Annotated in this window: 14 protein-coding genes; 9 read left to right on the forward strand and 5 right to left on the reverse strand. The window is 50.8% G+C overall.

What is annotated here, in order from left to right; translation table 11 throughout:
* Positions 1–126: 126 nt before the first annotated feature.
* On the reverse strand, positions 127–558 hold the full coding sequence (locus FS806_RS20665; protein ID WP_186328463.1) for a hypothetical protein: 432 nt from the start codon (positions 556–558) through the stop codon (positions 127–129).
* A 121-nt stretch (positions 559–679) separates the two neighbouring features.
* A complete protein-coding gene (locus FS806_RS20670) occupies positions 680–1,012 on the reverse strand; it encodes an ASCH domain-containing protein (protein WP_144940408.1) in 333 nt (110 codons plus the stop codon).
* Between the two features lie 155 nt (positions 1,013–1,167).
* On the opposite strand from FS806_RS20670, the gene FS806_RS20675 reads away from it, so the two are divergent.
* From FS806_RS20675 to FS806_RS20685, 3 genes are all read left to right on the forward strand, one after another.
* The gene (locus FS806_RS20675; protein WP_144940410.1) at positions 1,168–2,214 is read left to right on the forward strand and encodes a M42 family metallopeptidase; all 1,047 of its coding nucleotides are present in this window, start codon (positions 1,168–1,170) and stop codon (positions 2,212–2,214) included.
* A gap of 6 nt (positions 2,215–2,220) precedes the next feature.
* Positions 2,221–4,155, forward strand: coding sequence for an ABC-F family ATP-binding cassette domain-containing protein (locus tag FS806_RS20680; RefSeq protein WP_144940412.1), 1,935 nt, complete (start codon positions 2,221–2,223; stop codon positions 4,153–4,155).
* A 117-nt stretch (positions 4,156–4,272) separates the two neighbouring features.
* Positions 4,273–5,889 carry an ABC-F family ATP-binding cassette domain-containing protein gene (locus tag FS806_RS20685; RefSeq protein WP_144940415.1) on the forward strand — a complete coding sequence of 539 codons (1,617 nt, stop codon included), beginning with the start codon at positions 4,273–4,275 and terminating at the stop codon, positions 5,887–5,889.
* Positions 5,890–6,426: 537 nt separating this feature from the next.
* Here FS806_RS20685 and FS806_RS20690 read toward each other — a convergent pair.
* Positions 6,427–6,627 (reverse strand): hypothetical protein, encoded by a 201-nt coding sequence (locus FS806_RS20690; RefSeq protein WP_144940417.1) that lies wholly within the window; start codon positions 6,625–6,627, stop codon positions 6,427–6,429.
* A 204-nt stretch (positions 6,628–6,831) separates the two neighbouring features.
* Here FS806_RS20690 and FS806_RS20695 point away from each other — a divergent pair, with 204 nt between their 5' ends.
* The 5 genes from FS806_RS20695 (at position 6,832) to kapB (ending at position 9,764) form a co-directional block, all read left to right on the forward strand.
* Positions 6,832–7,311, forward strand: coding sequence for a glutathione peroxidase (locus FS806_RS20695; protein ID WP_144940419.1), 480 nt, complete (start codon positions 6,832–6,834; stop codon positions 7,309–7,311).
* A gap of 112 nt (positions 7,312–7,423) precedes the next feature.
* A complete protein-coding gene (locus FS806_RS20700) occupies positions 7,424–7,945 on the forward strand; it encodes a hypothetical protein (protein WP_144940421.1) in 522 nt (173 codons plus the stop codon).
* 347 nt (positions 7,946–8,292) lie between these two features.
* On the forward strand, positions 8,293–9,042 hold the full coding sequence (locus FS806_RS20705) for a DUF6483 family protein (RefSeq protein WP_144940423.1): 750 nt from the start codon (positions 8,293–8,295) through the stop codon (positions 9,040–9,042).
* On the forward strand, positions 9,035–9,349 hold the full coding sequence (locus tag FS806_RS20710) for a thioredoxin family protein (protein ID WP_186328464.1): 315 nt from the start codon (positions 9,035–9,037) through the stop codon (positions 9,347–9,349). The genes FS806_RS20705 and FS806_RS20710 overlap by 8 nt, the downstream gene beginning before the upstream one ends.
* A gap of 19 nt (positions 9,350–9,368) precedes the next feature.
* The gene (gene kapB / locus FS806_RS20715; protein ID WP_144940427.1) at positions 9,369–9,764 is read left to right on the forward strand and encodes a sporulation phosphorelay system protein KapB; all 396 of its coding nucleotides are present in this window, start codon (positions 9,369–9,371) and stop codon (positions 9,762–9,764) included.
* Between the two features lie 45 nt (positions 9,765–9,809).
* Here the strand turns inward: kapB and FS806_RS26855 are convergent, their stop codons facing one another.
* Together FS806_RS26855 and FS806_RS26350 are read right to left on the reverse strand one after the other, a co-directional pair.
* Positions 9,810–10,724, reverse strand: coding sequence for a stalk domain-containing protein (locus FS806_RS26855; RefSeq protein WP_260982195.1), 915 nt, complete (start codon positions 10,722–10,724; stop codon positions 9,810–9,812).
* 293 nt (positions 10,725–11,017) lie between these two features.
* Positions 11,018–11,182 (reverse strand): hypothetical protein, encoded by a 165-nt coding sequence (locus FS806_RS26350; RefSeq protein WP_222126736.1) that lies wholly within the window; start codon positions 11,180–11,182, stop codon positions 11,018–11,020.
* A 29-nt stretch (positions 11,183–11,211) separates the two neighbouring features.
* Here FS806_RS26350 and FS806_RS20725 point away from each other — a divergent pair, with 29 nt between their 5' ends.
* Positions 11,212–12,942: a hypothetical protein gene (locus FS806_RS20725; RefSeq protein WP_144940429.1), complete on the forward strand. Its 1,731-nt coding sequence runs from the start codon at positions 11,212–11,214 to the stop codon at positions 12,940–12,942.
* The last annotated feature ends 211 nt before the right edge of the window (positions 12,943–13,153 follow it).

The following is a 13,153-nucleotide window of genomic DNA, read 5'->3' on the forward strand; positions in this document are numbered from 1 at the left end:
GAAACTGAGTCAAAGGGATAGCTGTCAGAAGGGCGGGGAGAAAAGAGAGTTGAGGCCCCGTCGGATATTGCAATAATTTTCAATAACCGATAAGCGAGGCCCAATCATGTGATTCCTGGGGTCCTATTACCACAGCTCGGGTTTGGCGACCATGAACCACATCATAAGCAGCATGAGAATGAGATATAGGATCAGGTTCAACCGCAGCTTCGCGGTCAGAGCTTCCTTATCCGCTTCGGGCTCCATAATTTTGCGCAGGGCGGGAGAGAAGGCACGGGCGATAAAAAACAACGAGCCGAACATGACAACCAGCGTCATCACTACCCAAGAGGTCAGCCATGTCCAGTGAGTGATCCAAATAAGAAGAGCCCCTGATATGACAAGCACATGTCCGGCATGCTTGCACAGACGCACGGCATATTTAAACATGGGCACATAGTGAGAAAGGCTCTCTTGCGTAGCCCGGCGCATTTTGGGCAGCAGCGGGAAGAGAATCAGGAAAGGGCCGATGGAAGCAACAGCACTTAATATATGTACATACAACAACAACGAATACATTCGGTTTATCCTCCGGAACGTTTGAAAAATACAGTAAAACAGTGTAGTATCCTAAATGGAACTACACTGCAAAGTTGAAATAGCAGGTTCGCCGGGCTGACGGCCATAAGTTGTCAGAAGCTTAAGCGATGGGGCGGAATTCATGTACCCATACTTTCATATTCGCTGACCAGGGCATTCCTGGATGCATGGACAAAATATATTGCTTGTATGCTTCCAGACTCTCGAAGCCTTCCGCTTGAGCTTGGGCATCGGTCAGTTCGCCCAGAGATTGCCTGTAGACATTATAGACTTCGAAGGAACGGCCGTTCAGCTCCATAATCTCTCCCGGATCGGCGTAGCGTCCGTTTCGCCTTTGTGCGGATTTTGTGCCGTTCAGCACTTTTTGAATATCTTCCTCAACGGTGATCAAACGGTCTATTGAACAAGTTTTAGGGGGAAGTGTTTCCGACATAGCTTAGTCCTCCTTCCGTTATCGGCCTTAAGGCCATAAATCAATGCTGGCTGTTCAATCATTTTACCACAATAACTGTAACCACTTCGCGCTGTTTTTACCCGTTATATTAACATTTCGCGAACAATGTATTCCATATTCCAGGAGGGATTTCAATGATGGATCAAATCAACCGTGACTATGTGCTGGATTTTCTGCGGCGTCTGCTGTCTATTCCAAGTCCGAGCGGTTACTGCAAGGAAGCCATGGAACTGATCGCTCAAGAAGCTTTGAAGCTAGGCGGCCAGTTCGAGCCGCTGCCCAAGGGCGGGGGAGTCATCACGGTCCGAGGCCGCAGCGGGCCGCCGATCGGGCTGACGGCTCACGTGGATACCTTGGGGGCGATGGTCCGATCCGTCAAAGATTCCGGGCGTCTCCGCTTATCCCCCGTAGGCGGTTTTGCAATGAGCTCCATTGAAGGAGAGTACTGTACGGTACATACTCGTGACGGGAGACAGTACTCGGGCACCATTCTAACGACCAGTCCTTCCGTTCACGTTTATCCGGATGCCCGGGATTTGAAGCGCGAAGAGGCAAATATGGAGATCCGGCTGGATGAGGAAGTCGCCAACAGGGCAGATGTGGAAGCGCTGGGCATTCGGGCGGGAGACTATGTTTCCTTTGATCCCCGAACCCGTTTTCTGCCTAACGGATGGATCAAGTCCAGGCACTTGGATGATAAAGCGGGAGTAGCCTGCCTGTTCGGATTGTTGGAATGGATTGTTGCGAGAAACATAGAGCTGCCAAGAACAGTTAAAATCTTCATTTCCGTCTATGAAGAGGTCGGCCACGGCTCTTCCTATATCCCGGAAGATATTCGGGAACTAATCGCTGTCGATATGGGGGCCATCGGGGACGATTTGGCCTGTACGGAGAAGGACGTGTCCATCTGCGCCAAGGATTCGACCGGTCCCTATGACTATGAAATGACCTCGAAGCTGATTCGTTTGGCCGAACGTGACAAACTAGATTTTGCCGTCGATCTGTATCCCTTCTACGGCTCCGATGCATCTGCTGCGCTGCGCGGCGGCAGCAACATCCGGGCTGCTCTGGTCGGCCCCGGAGTTCAGGCTTCCCATGCGGTAGAAAGAACTCATGAGAAGGCGTTGTGGAATACGACAGCTTTATTGGCTGCTTATATAACGGACGAAGCCGGGAGTTGACCGATAATGAACATTTTAACAGCAGAGCATTTATCCAAAAGCTATGGCGATAAAATACTGTTTAACGATATAACCTTCTCGATTGCCGAGAAGCAGCGGATAGGCCTAATAGGGGTGAACGGTACCGGCAAATCGACCTTGCTGAAAATCGTGGCGGGCTTGGAGACCGCGGATCAAGGCGAGGTCATTCATTCGCGGCAATTCCGTGTCGAATATTTGCCGCAAAATCCGGATTTCGAAGAAGGGACGACTGTTCTCGAATACTTGTATAAAGGCGACAGCCCCATCATGCAGGCCGTCCGGGAATACGAGTCGGCCTTACTCGATCTGGAGCGCAGCCCCGAGGATGAGGCCGCTCAACGCCGGCTGTTTCAGGCGCAGGGCAAGATGGATGCAGCGGATGCATGGGAAGCGGGAACACAGGCCAAAACCATTTTGACCCGATTGGGAATTTTCGAATTCGATAAACCGGCCGCTCTATTGTCGGGAGGCCAGCGCAAAAGGGTGGCTTTGGCTGCCGCATTGATCCAACCCGCCGATCTGCTTATTCTGGACGAGCCGACGAACCATATTGATAACGATACGGTGGAATGGCTGGAAGAGCATTTGTCCAAATACAGAGGGGCCCTGCTGCTTGTCACCCATGACCGCTATTTTCTTGACCGTGTTACCGACAGAATTTTCGAAATCAGCAGAGGCCAACTGTACAGCTACGAAGGAAACTACGGCGTCTTTCTGGAGAAGAAGGCGGAGCGGGAGGAGCAGGAGGCTTCAAGCGAGGCCAAGAGACAGAATCTGCTTCGCCGGGAATTAGCCTGGCTCAGAAGAGGAGCCAGAGCGAGAACGACGAAACAGAAGGCTCGTGTTCAGCGGGTGGAGGAGCTTAAGGAGAGGGGGCCCGGAGCACAAGCGGAGTCACTGGATCTATCGGTTTCCGCCTCCAGATTGGGCAAGAAAATCATTGAGATCGAGCACCTGTCGAAAGCTTTCGGCGGGCGAATCTTGATTTCAGATTTCAGCTACATCATGCTGCCTAAGGATCGCATCGGAATCATTGGCCGGAATGGCAGCGGCAAAACGACCTTGCTCCAACTGTTGGCCGGCCGGATGCAGCCGGATGAAGGACGGATCGAAATCGGACAAACCGTCAAGCTGGCGTACTATACCCAGGAAAGCCAGGACATGGACGAACAGATGCGCGTGATCGATTACATTAAAGAAGGGGCGGAGATGATTCGCACCCAAGACGGTCAGACAATTTCCGCAGCACAGATGCTGGAACGATTCCTCTTCCCGCCGGCCGCCCAATGGAACCGCATTGGCAAGCTGTCGGGAGGGGAACGCAGACGGCTGTATTTGCTGCGGACCTTGATGGGGGAGCCGAATGTTCTGCTGCTGGATGAGCCGACCAATGATCTGGACGTCGAGACATTGACCGTTCTGGAAGATTATTTGGACAGCTTCCCCGGAGTGGTCGTAACGGTCTCTCATGACCGCTATTTCCTTGACCGGACAGCAGATCGGCTGTTTGCTTTCGAAGGGGAAGGCCGTATCCGAACCTTCGAAGGCAGTTATTCCGATTATTTATCCTTGAAGCGGGAAGAAGCCAGAGAAGAGGAAGCGGAGAAGAAAAGGCTGCCGGAAGAGTCACTCCGTTCCGGCGACAACCGCAGGTCGGCCGATTCTTACTCTAACCGCCCACGAAAGCTCTCTTATAAGGAGCAGAAGGAATGGGAGGAAATTGAAGAGGTTATTGCGGAACTGGAGGAGCGGGTTCAGCAGCTTCAGGAGAAAATCTCCGGGGCCGGAAGTGATTTTACTCAGGTCCAGTCGCTTTATGAAGAGGAGCGAATCGCATCGGAGGAGCTGGAGAGGGCGATGAACCGCTGGGCGGAGCTTTCCGAGCTGGTGGAGCAGATCGAGCAGGAAAAAAGAAAGTGAGCTTAAACCGTCCTCTTATGTTATGATAGAAGTTGCGGCCTTCGCCCTATATTTTCGGATTGGGACAGGAAGGCTGTTGCGGAATAAGAATGATCCTTGCGAAGGGGGTTCCTATAAATGATCAGCACAAGTAATTTAGGGCTGCGCTTCGGCAGCCGGGCACTTTTTGAAGACGTTAATATTAAATTTACTCCAGGGAACTGCTACGGGTTGATCGGCGCTAACGGCGCGGGCAAATCGACCTTTCTTAAAATATTGTCGGGAGAGATCGAGCCTACGAACGGAGAAGTTCATATAACGCCGGGCGAACGACTCGCTGTTTTGAAGCAGAACCATTTCGAATATGATGAATTTGAAGTGTTAAAGACGGTCATCATGGGGCATATCCGGCTGTACGAAATTATGGAAGAGAAGGATGCTCTGTATGCCAAGCCAGATTTCTCCGACGAGGACGGGATGAGGGCGGCCGAGCTTGAAGGCGAGTTTCAGGAATTGAACGGCTGGGAAGCCGAATCGGATGCCGCTGAATTGCTTATGGGTCTCGGGATACCCAAGGAGCTGCACGATCAGAAGATGAAGGAGCTAAGCGGGAACGAGAAGGTTCGCGTACTCCTGGCTCAGGCTTTGTTCGGACGGCCGAATATTTTGCTGCTGGATGAGCCGACCAACCATCTGGATCTCGAGTCGATCCGCTGGCTGCAGAATTTCCTGGACGGCTATGAAGGCACCGTTATTGTCGTATCCCATGACAGGCATTTTCTGAATGAGGTTTGTACGCATATCGCCGATATTGATTTCGGTAAAATTCAGATGTATGTCGGAAACTATGACTTCTGGTATGAATCCAGTCAGCTCGCTCTGAAGCTGGCCAAAGAAGCGAATAAGAAGGTGGAGGAAAAGCGGAAGGAGCTGGAAGCTTTTATCCAGCGCTTTAGCGCCAACGCTTCGAAATCGAAGCAGGCGACCTCCCGGAAGAAGCTGCTGGAGAAGCTGACGCTGGATGACATCAAGCCGTCTTCCCGTAAATACCCGTACATCCATTTCAAGCCGGAGCGGGAAGCAGGCAAGCAGCTGTTGACCGTGGACAGCATTTCGAAGCAGGTCGATGGCGAGAAGCTGTTGAACAAAGTTAGCTTTGTCGTTAATAAAGGGGACAAAATCGCTTTAGTCGGACCCTACGGCAATGCCAAGACGGCGCTGTTCCAAATTTTGATGGGAGAAATGGAAGCGGATGAAGGAAGCTATACTTGGGGGGTCACCACTACCCAGGCGTATTTTCCGAAGGATAACGCCCGCTATTTCGAGAACGACCTGACCTTGGTCGATTGGCTTAGACAGTTTTCCAAGGAGCAGGACGAGTCTTTCATCCGCGGATTCCTTGGAAGGATGCTTTTCTCCGGGGAAGAGGCGTTGAAGAAATCGAGCGTACTGTCCGGAGGAGAGAAGGTGCGCTGCATGTTCTCCAAGATGATGCTGTCGGGGGCCAACGTTCTTCTGATGGATGAGCCGACCAACCACTTGGATTTGGAGTCGATCACCGCGTTAAACAACGGCCTGATTGATTTTGACGGGACGCTTATTTTCGTATCCCACGACCATCAATTCATTCAGACGATCGCGAACCGCATTATCGAAATAACGCCTAATGGCCTGATCGATAAGCAGATGACTTATGATGAGTACCTGGATCATCCCGATGTGAAAAAACAGAGGGAGCAGCTTCTGGGCGTATAATAGGCACGACCGGGTGGTCCCGGTAGGAAGGGCTAAACGGGGAAGAAAAAAGGACCTCAAATCCCACTGTGAGTGGGAACGGGGTCCTTTTTTAGCAGCCAACTTTAACTCTAGGTTGGGCTTGAAAAATCATAAATCGACTTATGAGACAGCCTCGGTTGTCCACCGGATGGTGTAAAAGACAATCAAAACTGCAGGTCTTTTCTGGAAAAAGCCGCGTAGTGCCCTATTCTAAAGCGATAATGCAGGTCTTTGGAGCGATTTTTGCGAAATGGCCGCATTTTGCCGAAAAGACCGGCACATTTGAGCGTCTTTCACCCTCTTTTTGGAAAAAGGCGCGATTTTAATGTATTTTTGCTCGTCTTTGCGATGTATTTACCGACCCGGATGCGACGTGTGGCTTTCCCCTGCATACGTCACAGTAGGTGGATTTTACAGGGCTCATACTCATCCTGCACAAAAAAATGACGTGAAAAGTACTGATTGGCACTCTTCACGTCACGCCCCCCGGTTTGATTATCTAACTTTCGGGGAACATTAACTGCCTCCGGTCCGCCGCCGCTGATTGTTGACTTTCTTGGTCATTTGGCTCTTCAGGACCTGATTTTCTTGCGGGCCGAAGTTTTTGTTGCTCTGGCTCTGGGCCTGCTTCTTCTGAGCGAGCTTATTGCGTACGGCATCCGCCAAGCTGATTTTTTTCGGTTGCTGCGGATTTTCGGATTGGGTGGAGTCCGTCATTGTCGTATCCCTTCCTTGTCTTCTACGTTTTTGTCACCATTTTAATGGTTTTGGTGGCGATCATCAACTATTCTTAACGGATTTTCTTATGTATTTTTATGTTTTGCCCGGATTAGATTCGACGGTTTGTTGCTGGTATAATAGGGAAAACAGTAATTCTGCAAGTATGGATGATATTACATAAACCTTCAGGAGGGATTCTATATGAAAGAGAGTATTTATGATCTGACTGTGAATAGAGCGGACGGACAGCCTGTAAAGATGGCGGAGTATAAAGGAAAGGTGCTGCTTCTTGTCAATGTGGCGTCTCAATGCGGTTTTACACCGCAGTATGAAGGGCTTGAGAAGCTGCATCGGGAATACAAGGACCGCGGTTTAACCGTGCTGGCCTTCCCTTCCAACGATTTTGGCGGACAGGAGCCCGGAACGATGGAGGAAATCATGACCTTCTGCCGGACGAGATACGATGTAACCTTCGAAGTAATGGAGAAGGTACATGCGATAGGAGAGCAGAAGCATCCGCTCTATCAATGGCTTACGGACGCTTCAGAGTCCGGCGAAGAAGTGAAGTGGAATTTCGAGAAATTCCTTATTTCGCGCGATGGCCAACTGCTGGCTCGCTACGACAGCCGGACGGGCCCGGAGGACCCCGTTCTGTTGTCCGATGTCGAGAAGGCGCTGTAATCGTTCGCGCTGCAATGGGACGGCGGTAGTGCTCGCAGTTTCCCGCAATGTAAACGGATATAATCGAATAGACTACGCAATTCAATCACGGGATTAAAGGCAGGTAGAAAAATTGTTTGACCCGACCATTTATGACAATATTAAAGTCGTCCTTGAAGGGGCCGTCTATGATTGGGATTTGGCCGGAAGGATTGCAATTATAGACCGAAGCGACCGCGTAGATTTGGCCGTGCTGGCCCGTTCCTACTCTGTTCGTTTCACTGAACGGGACCGGGATGGCGTTGTCAGCGCAGAAATGGAGCTGCATGCCGGCACGGCCGATCTGGCTTCCGAGATAATGGAAATAGAAACGATGAAGCCCGGCTGCAATCTGACGGTCCGGTTCTTCTCCAGAGTGAAGGACGAAGAAGCCTGCCGCGCCATAAGGACTATTCTGGAAGAGCTGTGGGGCACCGAATACCGTATAACTCAAACCCTTTCCTACGTATACGATGAGCCCTCCCGGGATTACCGGAATGAGACGGCCATTGATTTCGGAAGGAAGTTCGGAGAAGAAGTGATAGAAGATATTCCGCGTCTGATCGAGAATATTATGCAATCGCTCAGCCAATTAAATGACCTTTGCGGCAGATGAACCGGGGAGACTGGGTTGGCTTTCCGTCCGGGTTAATGTGCTGACAAACATCTGCAAAAGTACAGGTCTTTGGAAAGGAATTGGTTAAAATTGGATACAGACATGCAATTGTGCAGGTGAATTCTCCATTTATCTGATTTGGCAATTTTTACGGCGATAGACCTGCAGTTTTGCTCGTCTTTTACACAATTTGCCCGGTTTTTGCCAATTGACATGCACTATCTATTGCTTGTATTGGCCGCCATCTTCATATTACTGGCGGAGCAATTGGAGTCCGATTACGGCGCGGATGTTAATAAGCCCCAACACATTTTTAGACAACCGCTGCATAATGAGGGGGACCGGATGTGTATCACAGAGATTATTTGATGCGGCTTATCGGTCAGATGACCCAGATGCTTGGCCGGATGGCCGGGCTGCGAAAGGAGCAGAAGCACGAGCAGGCGGAAGCGATCATGGAGGAGTGGCTGGGACGCTCCCTCGGCATGAGCTTGAAGCTGATCCGGGCATTGTCGTACCAGGATTTGATCCGGCTGTTGACCAGCGGCAACGGGACCGACACCGACAAGCTGTTGATTGTAGCCCGGGTCTTGCGGGAGGACGGTGAGCTGACCGAGAGCAGATACGGGCGGGATGCCGCATATCCGCTGTATGTCAAATCGCTCATGCTGCTGCTGGCGGCTCGCAGATTGGGAATTACCCATTGCGATTATATGGACTTGGCTGAGGAAACCGACGGACTGCTGGGGCGCCTGGACTCCTACTCATTGGAAGAAGATTGCTTGCAGGCAATATGTCTGTATTACGAGCAGACGGGACGTTATTCCAGGGCGGAGGACCGGCTGTTTGAATGGTTGGAGAATGCTGCCATGGATCAAGCGAAAGCCATCCGATTCGGAAATGCAATGTATGAGCGTCTCCTGGAGCTTCCGGACGATGCGCTTCAACAAGGCGATCTGCCAAGGGAAGAAGTACTGGAAGCTGTGAGGGAGCTTCAAGCGATCGAAGAGCAGCGGCAGGGTGAGAACGTGGTATCCGTTGCCCCCGCATCTTGTTCTCAATCCGATAGACACAGCGGAGCGAATGATCATGACTGAGATTACGGAAGAGGAATGGTTTCAGAAGGTAAACGCATCGGAGGATGCATTCGCCGTCTTCCTGTATACCCCGTTCTGCGGGACCTGCAAGCTGGCCGGACGAATGCTTGAGATCGCGTCCGAAGCGCTGCCCGGTCTGCCCGTCTACCGGTGCAACCTGAACTTCGCCCCGATGGCGGTCAGCCGATGGCGGATTGCAACGGTTCCGTGCGTTCTGCTTTTTGACAAAGGGCAATGTACCCGGCGGCTGAACCGGATCGAATCGGCAGATACGTTGTACCGGTTTCTCATGCAAGCCAAGGAATAAGTAGAAAGGAGATGGTTTTATGGCAGAGGTTTATCCGATTGGAGAAATTGTGCAGGCGGATTATAAAACGGGCCGGTATATCGGCAAGATTATCGACTGGAATCCGCAGGGGACCAAAGCGGCTGTTCAAGTTCTAGCCGTGCTTAAGCATCCTATGCAGGGCAATTTGCATCATCCGATGAGTCCCGATGTTTCGTATTTTCATCAAAGAAGGGCTCTGGCCGACCAGGAAATCGCATTGATGCCGATAGATACTATCCAGCCCTATTCCGGCACAGTCCCTGATTACGAATCTTCTTTGAAAGATGCGCTGAGAGCGGATATGGCCGCTTTGGATAGAACGATCCGTTTCTCGCAGAAATGCTTGGCGGAGCTGGAAGCACTGCAAAAAGAATATTTTCCGGATGAATCATAAACGAAAATCCCGGTCAGTCCGTTCTGACTCGGGATTTTTTTCCTTCTAATGGCCAAATTCATGCATGAATTGCTGAGTCCAATAAGTGCTGCTTGAGCCTTCGTGGCTGCCAATGCCAACATATTCGAAATCTTCCGAAACGATATTGATCAGATGACCGGGACTCTGCTCCCAACCCCAAATGACCTCTTCCGTTGACGGGTAGCCCATGGCTATATTTTCGCCGGCACTCTGAAACTTCAAGCCGAACGACCTCATCATATCAAAGGGACTCCCATAGGAAGGAGAAGTATGATCGAAATATCCGTTGTCGCTCATATCCTTGGATTTCTCCCTTGCGACCTTGCTTAATTCCACGTGAAGCCCAAGGGGGAACGATGCTCCATGCTTGGTTCTGACGCCGTTCGTCAGGAAGAAGGCATCCAGCTCGGCTTCCTTCATCTGTTTAATATCTCCCTTCGCCGGATAGCTGGGGAAGGAGAAAGCTGTGGCTTCCGTTCCATTCGGCGTCAGCTCCGCGGTCAAGGTGGACTCGTCCCAGTTTACGGTATAACCAAGCAGCTCTCCACTTGCCCGGAGAGGAATCATCGTTCGTTCTTCCAGCAGCATGGCCGGCACATCCAATTGAGCCACAAGGGAGACCGCTTCCCCTTGCATCGAGCTTTGAATATATCGGGAATTCAGCATGATCATTACAGAGGTCTCATTCAATGCAACCTCTGCGGACCGGCTCTCATTATTCCATTTCACCTTGGCACCCATAGCTTCCATCACCGGTCGGATTGGCACTAGTACTCTGCCGTCTATCCGGGCCGGCCCCATGTCAGGAAAAGAAACGGGTTGTCCATTAATCTTGATTGTAATTTGCTCTGCCTGGGCTGCTGAGCCTCCGGGATACAGCATGAATGCCGTCAGGCAAAGGGTGAACCAGCAGGTAATCCATTTTCCTATGTTCTTCATTTCTACTCCACCTTCTTATTGCGATCTGGTTGTCCTATAAGATTTCGAAGAAAAAGAGCTTTTTAAGGGAGGTACGTTCACCTATTACTTAAAGCAGTCGCTTTAATCTATGGCTTCCCGTCATTTCCAGAACAGTGTACGGTTCAAGAACAGGATTCATTGTCATTTTCCTCCTTGCTTTTAATGGATTGGGGGTTTTGGAGACATCGTTGCCTCTATTGAATAATGCACTAATCTGGAAATTCGAGTCCCCTTGTATACAATTTACCACAGGTTTAGCGATCTGTTTGATATTATTTTTTTTGCATTGCCGCCTGCTTGGCAAGCTTGTCCTTTTTCTTGCCGCTCCATTGGCTCTTCGCATCTTCCTCGTCGAAAAATTGTCCATTACTCTTTAGCTCAAAGGAATCTCCGCCCGCATGTCGAAAACTACAAAAGAAAAATGCACTTGTAACCATGGCGTACGGTGCAATAGGGAGGAATAATCATGTCTGCTATAGCCGACTGGCGAGAGGTCCATGCTTCGATGAAACAGGTTTTATCCGAGTTTATTCCAGTGGTTCGCTCCTGGACGACCGAAGAAGATAACCGGGTTCTGGATCCATTCGAAACCCATTACAGTGAAAATTACGCTCCCGGCAATGCGGCCGTTCTCCTGTCTTCCGCATACCGGAATCAGGGACGTGCAGAAGATCTGGAAGCATGCCTGGACATGGTGCGCAGATCGGTCGAGCTGCTTAAGGACCGGGAAGGGGTCTCGCCTTTCTGCCGGGTCTTCTTATTCCATTACAGCTTGATGTCTCTGCTGCTTCTGCCGGAGGAGGAGCGCGAACGCTGTCGGATGGAATTCGAGGGTTTTTATGCAAAATACGAGGATGACTGCTTGCAGATCAATACGAATTGTGCGGCTCTGCAATGGGGGATGGAGCTGTTTCTGGATGCCCTCGGGTTCCGGGAGGCGGATGCTGTTAAGTTGGAAAGCCTTCTCTCTATGGTTGAAATGGCCCAGCTTCCCAGTCATTTCATTAACGATGAACTGACCCATGAGCGGATTTCTCTTGACGGGATGCCGATTGCTTATCATTTGTTCATTGTTTTTATTCTTGCCGGGACGCTCATAGCGATCGAACGGTGGAAACCGGTTCATGCACAATTCAAAGCCCGGGCGGAATCCGTGATCGCACGGGGGATCGATTGGATGCTCCCCGCGATGGCTTCCGATGGGACATTGGCCATGACGGAACGCAGCAGTCATCAGATGTTTACCTGGGGGGCGCTCACTGTCCTTCTTAGTCTCACCAATTTAAAGAATGAGCCGATTTTCAAAAAAACGTGGGAATATTGGCTGAAATTCCGCAAAGAAGACGGCAGCTACAGCTGCACCCCCAATTATTTGCCTCACGGGCTGAGAGTCGGATTTGAAACCTATACTCACGTTAATATGTATAATAATTTGGGCATGACCGGGATCGCATTGGCGGAGCTTTGGCTTGCCCGGGGCGGGAAGTTTTTTACTCCGGAAATGGGCGGGTACAGGATACACGAAGAGAGTCGTGTGCTCGATTTCCACAGCGGGTTCGCCTTCATCAAGCGGCCGGGCCAATCCTTCGCCAGTACATTGCGGATGCACAGCTGGAAATATACTCCGGCCATGCAAGGCTTTCATTATCGGCTGGACGGTTACCCGCTCCCTCTGGCAGAGCCCAGACTGCCGGCCTACGAAGCCCGGGATCAACGATTCTTTGCAGATGGAGTATGGGAAGGGGTGCTGCTGGTTGACGAGAATGGCGGGTATTGCTTTCCCGATACAGCGGAGAACGTTGAAGCAGAGGTCAATGCAACAGGAATCAGCATGCATTGGCAAACGGAAGCTCTGGATTGTCGGAAAGAAATCGTTATGCTGGACAGAGGGTTTTCTTGGAGATATCGCCTGCACTTAAAGCGAATGATCCATTCCCTTCAACAGAGGCTGCCCCTATTGATTCACGATGGACGGGAAGGCTTGCGGGTAAGGGAGATTTCGAGGCAGCAGTTGGTGTTGTCCTGGGCGGGCCAGACTTATCGCCTTGAATGCGGGCAGGCATCGGGAATCGAAATCGGCCTGGAGAGAAGTCTGCTATCCGCCTCGGGAGTGGCCGCATCCGGCATCATCAATATCCCTATTCCGTCTGCAATCGGTACCGTAATCGAATGGGAAACGAGATTGATAGCGGATTAGTGGAAGGAATAGGGCCGCATAACTCTGAACAATTAATGAATATTTGATAAAATGATTGACATTCGAAACTATGGAAGTCAAAAATGGAATAGTGTCTTGCCTATGCGCGGGATTGGCCGTTTCGAAGACTTTGAATAGGATCTCGGAATAAACCGGGCGATTGAGGCTCAATTTGGGGTGCTTGAGTTAAAATTATCGATGTAAACGTGTT

Origin of the sequence: Paenibacillus sp. 32O-W, from assembly GCF_007679495.1 — a bacterium.
In the GTDB taxonomy this organism is placed as follows: Bacteria; Bacillota; Bacilli; order Paenibacillales; family NBRC-103111; genus Paenibacillus_L; species Paenibacillus_L residui.

Excerpts from the sequence above, each read along its gene's own strand:
- FS806_RS20695 (WP_144940419.1), top strand. The coding sequence starts at position 6,832 with ATGAAAGAGAGTATTTATGATCTGACTGTGAATAGAGCGGACGGACAG.
- FS806_RS20710 (WP_186328464.1), top strand. The coding sequence starts at position 9,035 with ATGACTGAGATTACGGAAGAGGAATGGTTTCAGAAGGTAAACGCATCG.
- FS806_RS20680 (WP_144940412.1), top strand. The coding sequence starts at position 2,221 with ATGAACATTTTAACAGCAGAGCATTTATCCAAAAGCTATGGCGATAAA.
- FS806_RS20690 (WP_144940417.1), bottom strand. The coding sequence starts at position 6,627 with ATGACGGACTCCACCCAATCCGAAAATCCGCAGCAACCGAAAAAAATC.
- FS806_RS20675 (WP_144940410.1), top strand. The coding sequence starts at position 1,168 with ATGATGGATCAAATCAACCGTGACTATGTGCTGGATTTTCTGCGGCGT.
- FS806_RS20670 (WP_144940408.1), bottom strand. The coding sequence starts at position 1,012 with ATGTCGGAAACACTTCCCCCTAAAACTTGTTCAATAGACCGTTTGATC.
- FS806_RS26855 (WP_260982195.1), bottom strand. The coding sequence starts at position 10,724 with ATGAAGAACATAGGAAAATGGATTACCTGCTGGTTCACCCTTTGCCTG.
- FS806_RS20665 (WP_186328463.1), bottom strand. The coding sequence starts at position 558 with ATGTATTCGTTGTTGTTGTATGTACATATATTAAGTGCTGTTGCTTCC.
- kapB (WP_144940427.1), top strand. The coding sequence starts at position 9,369 with ATGGCAGAGGTTTATCCGATTGGAGAAATTGTGCAGGCGGATTATAAA.
- FS806_RS20725 (WP_144940429.1), top strand. The coding sequence starts at position 11,212 with ATGTCTGCTATAGCCGACTGGCGAGAGGTCCATGCTTCGATGAAACAG.
- FS806_RS26350 (WP_222126736.1), bottom strand. The coding sequence starts at position 11,182 with ATGGTTACAAGTGCATTTTTCTTTTGTAGTTTTCGACATGCGGGCGGA.
- FS806_RS20685 (WP_144940415.1), top strand. The coding sequence starts at position 4,273 with ATGATCAGCACAAGTAATTTAGGGCTGCGCTTCGGCAGCCGGGCACTT.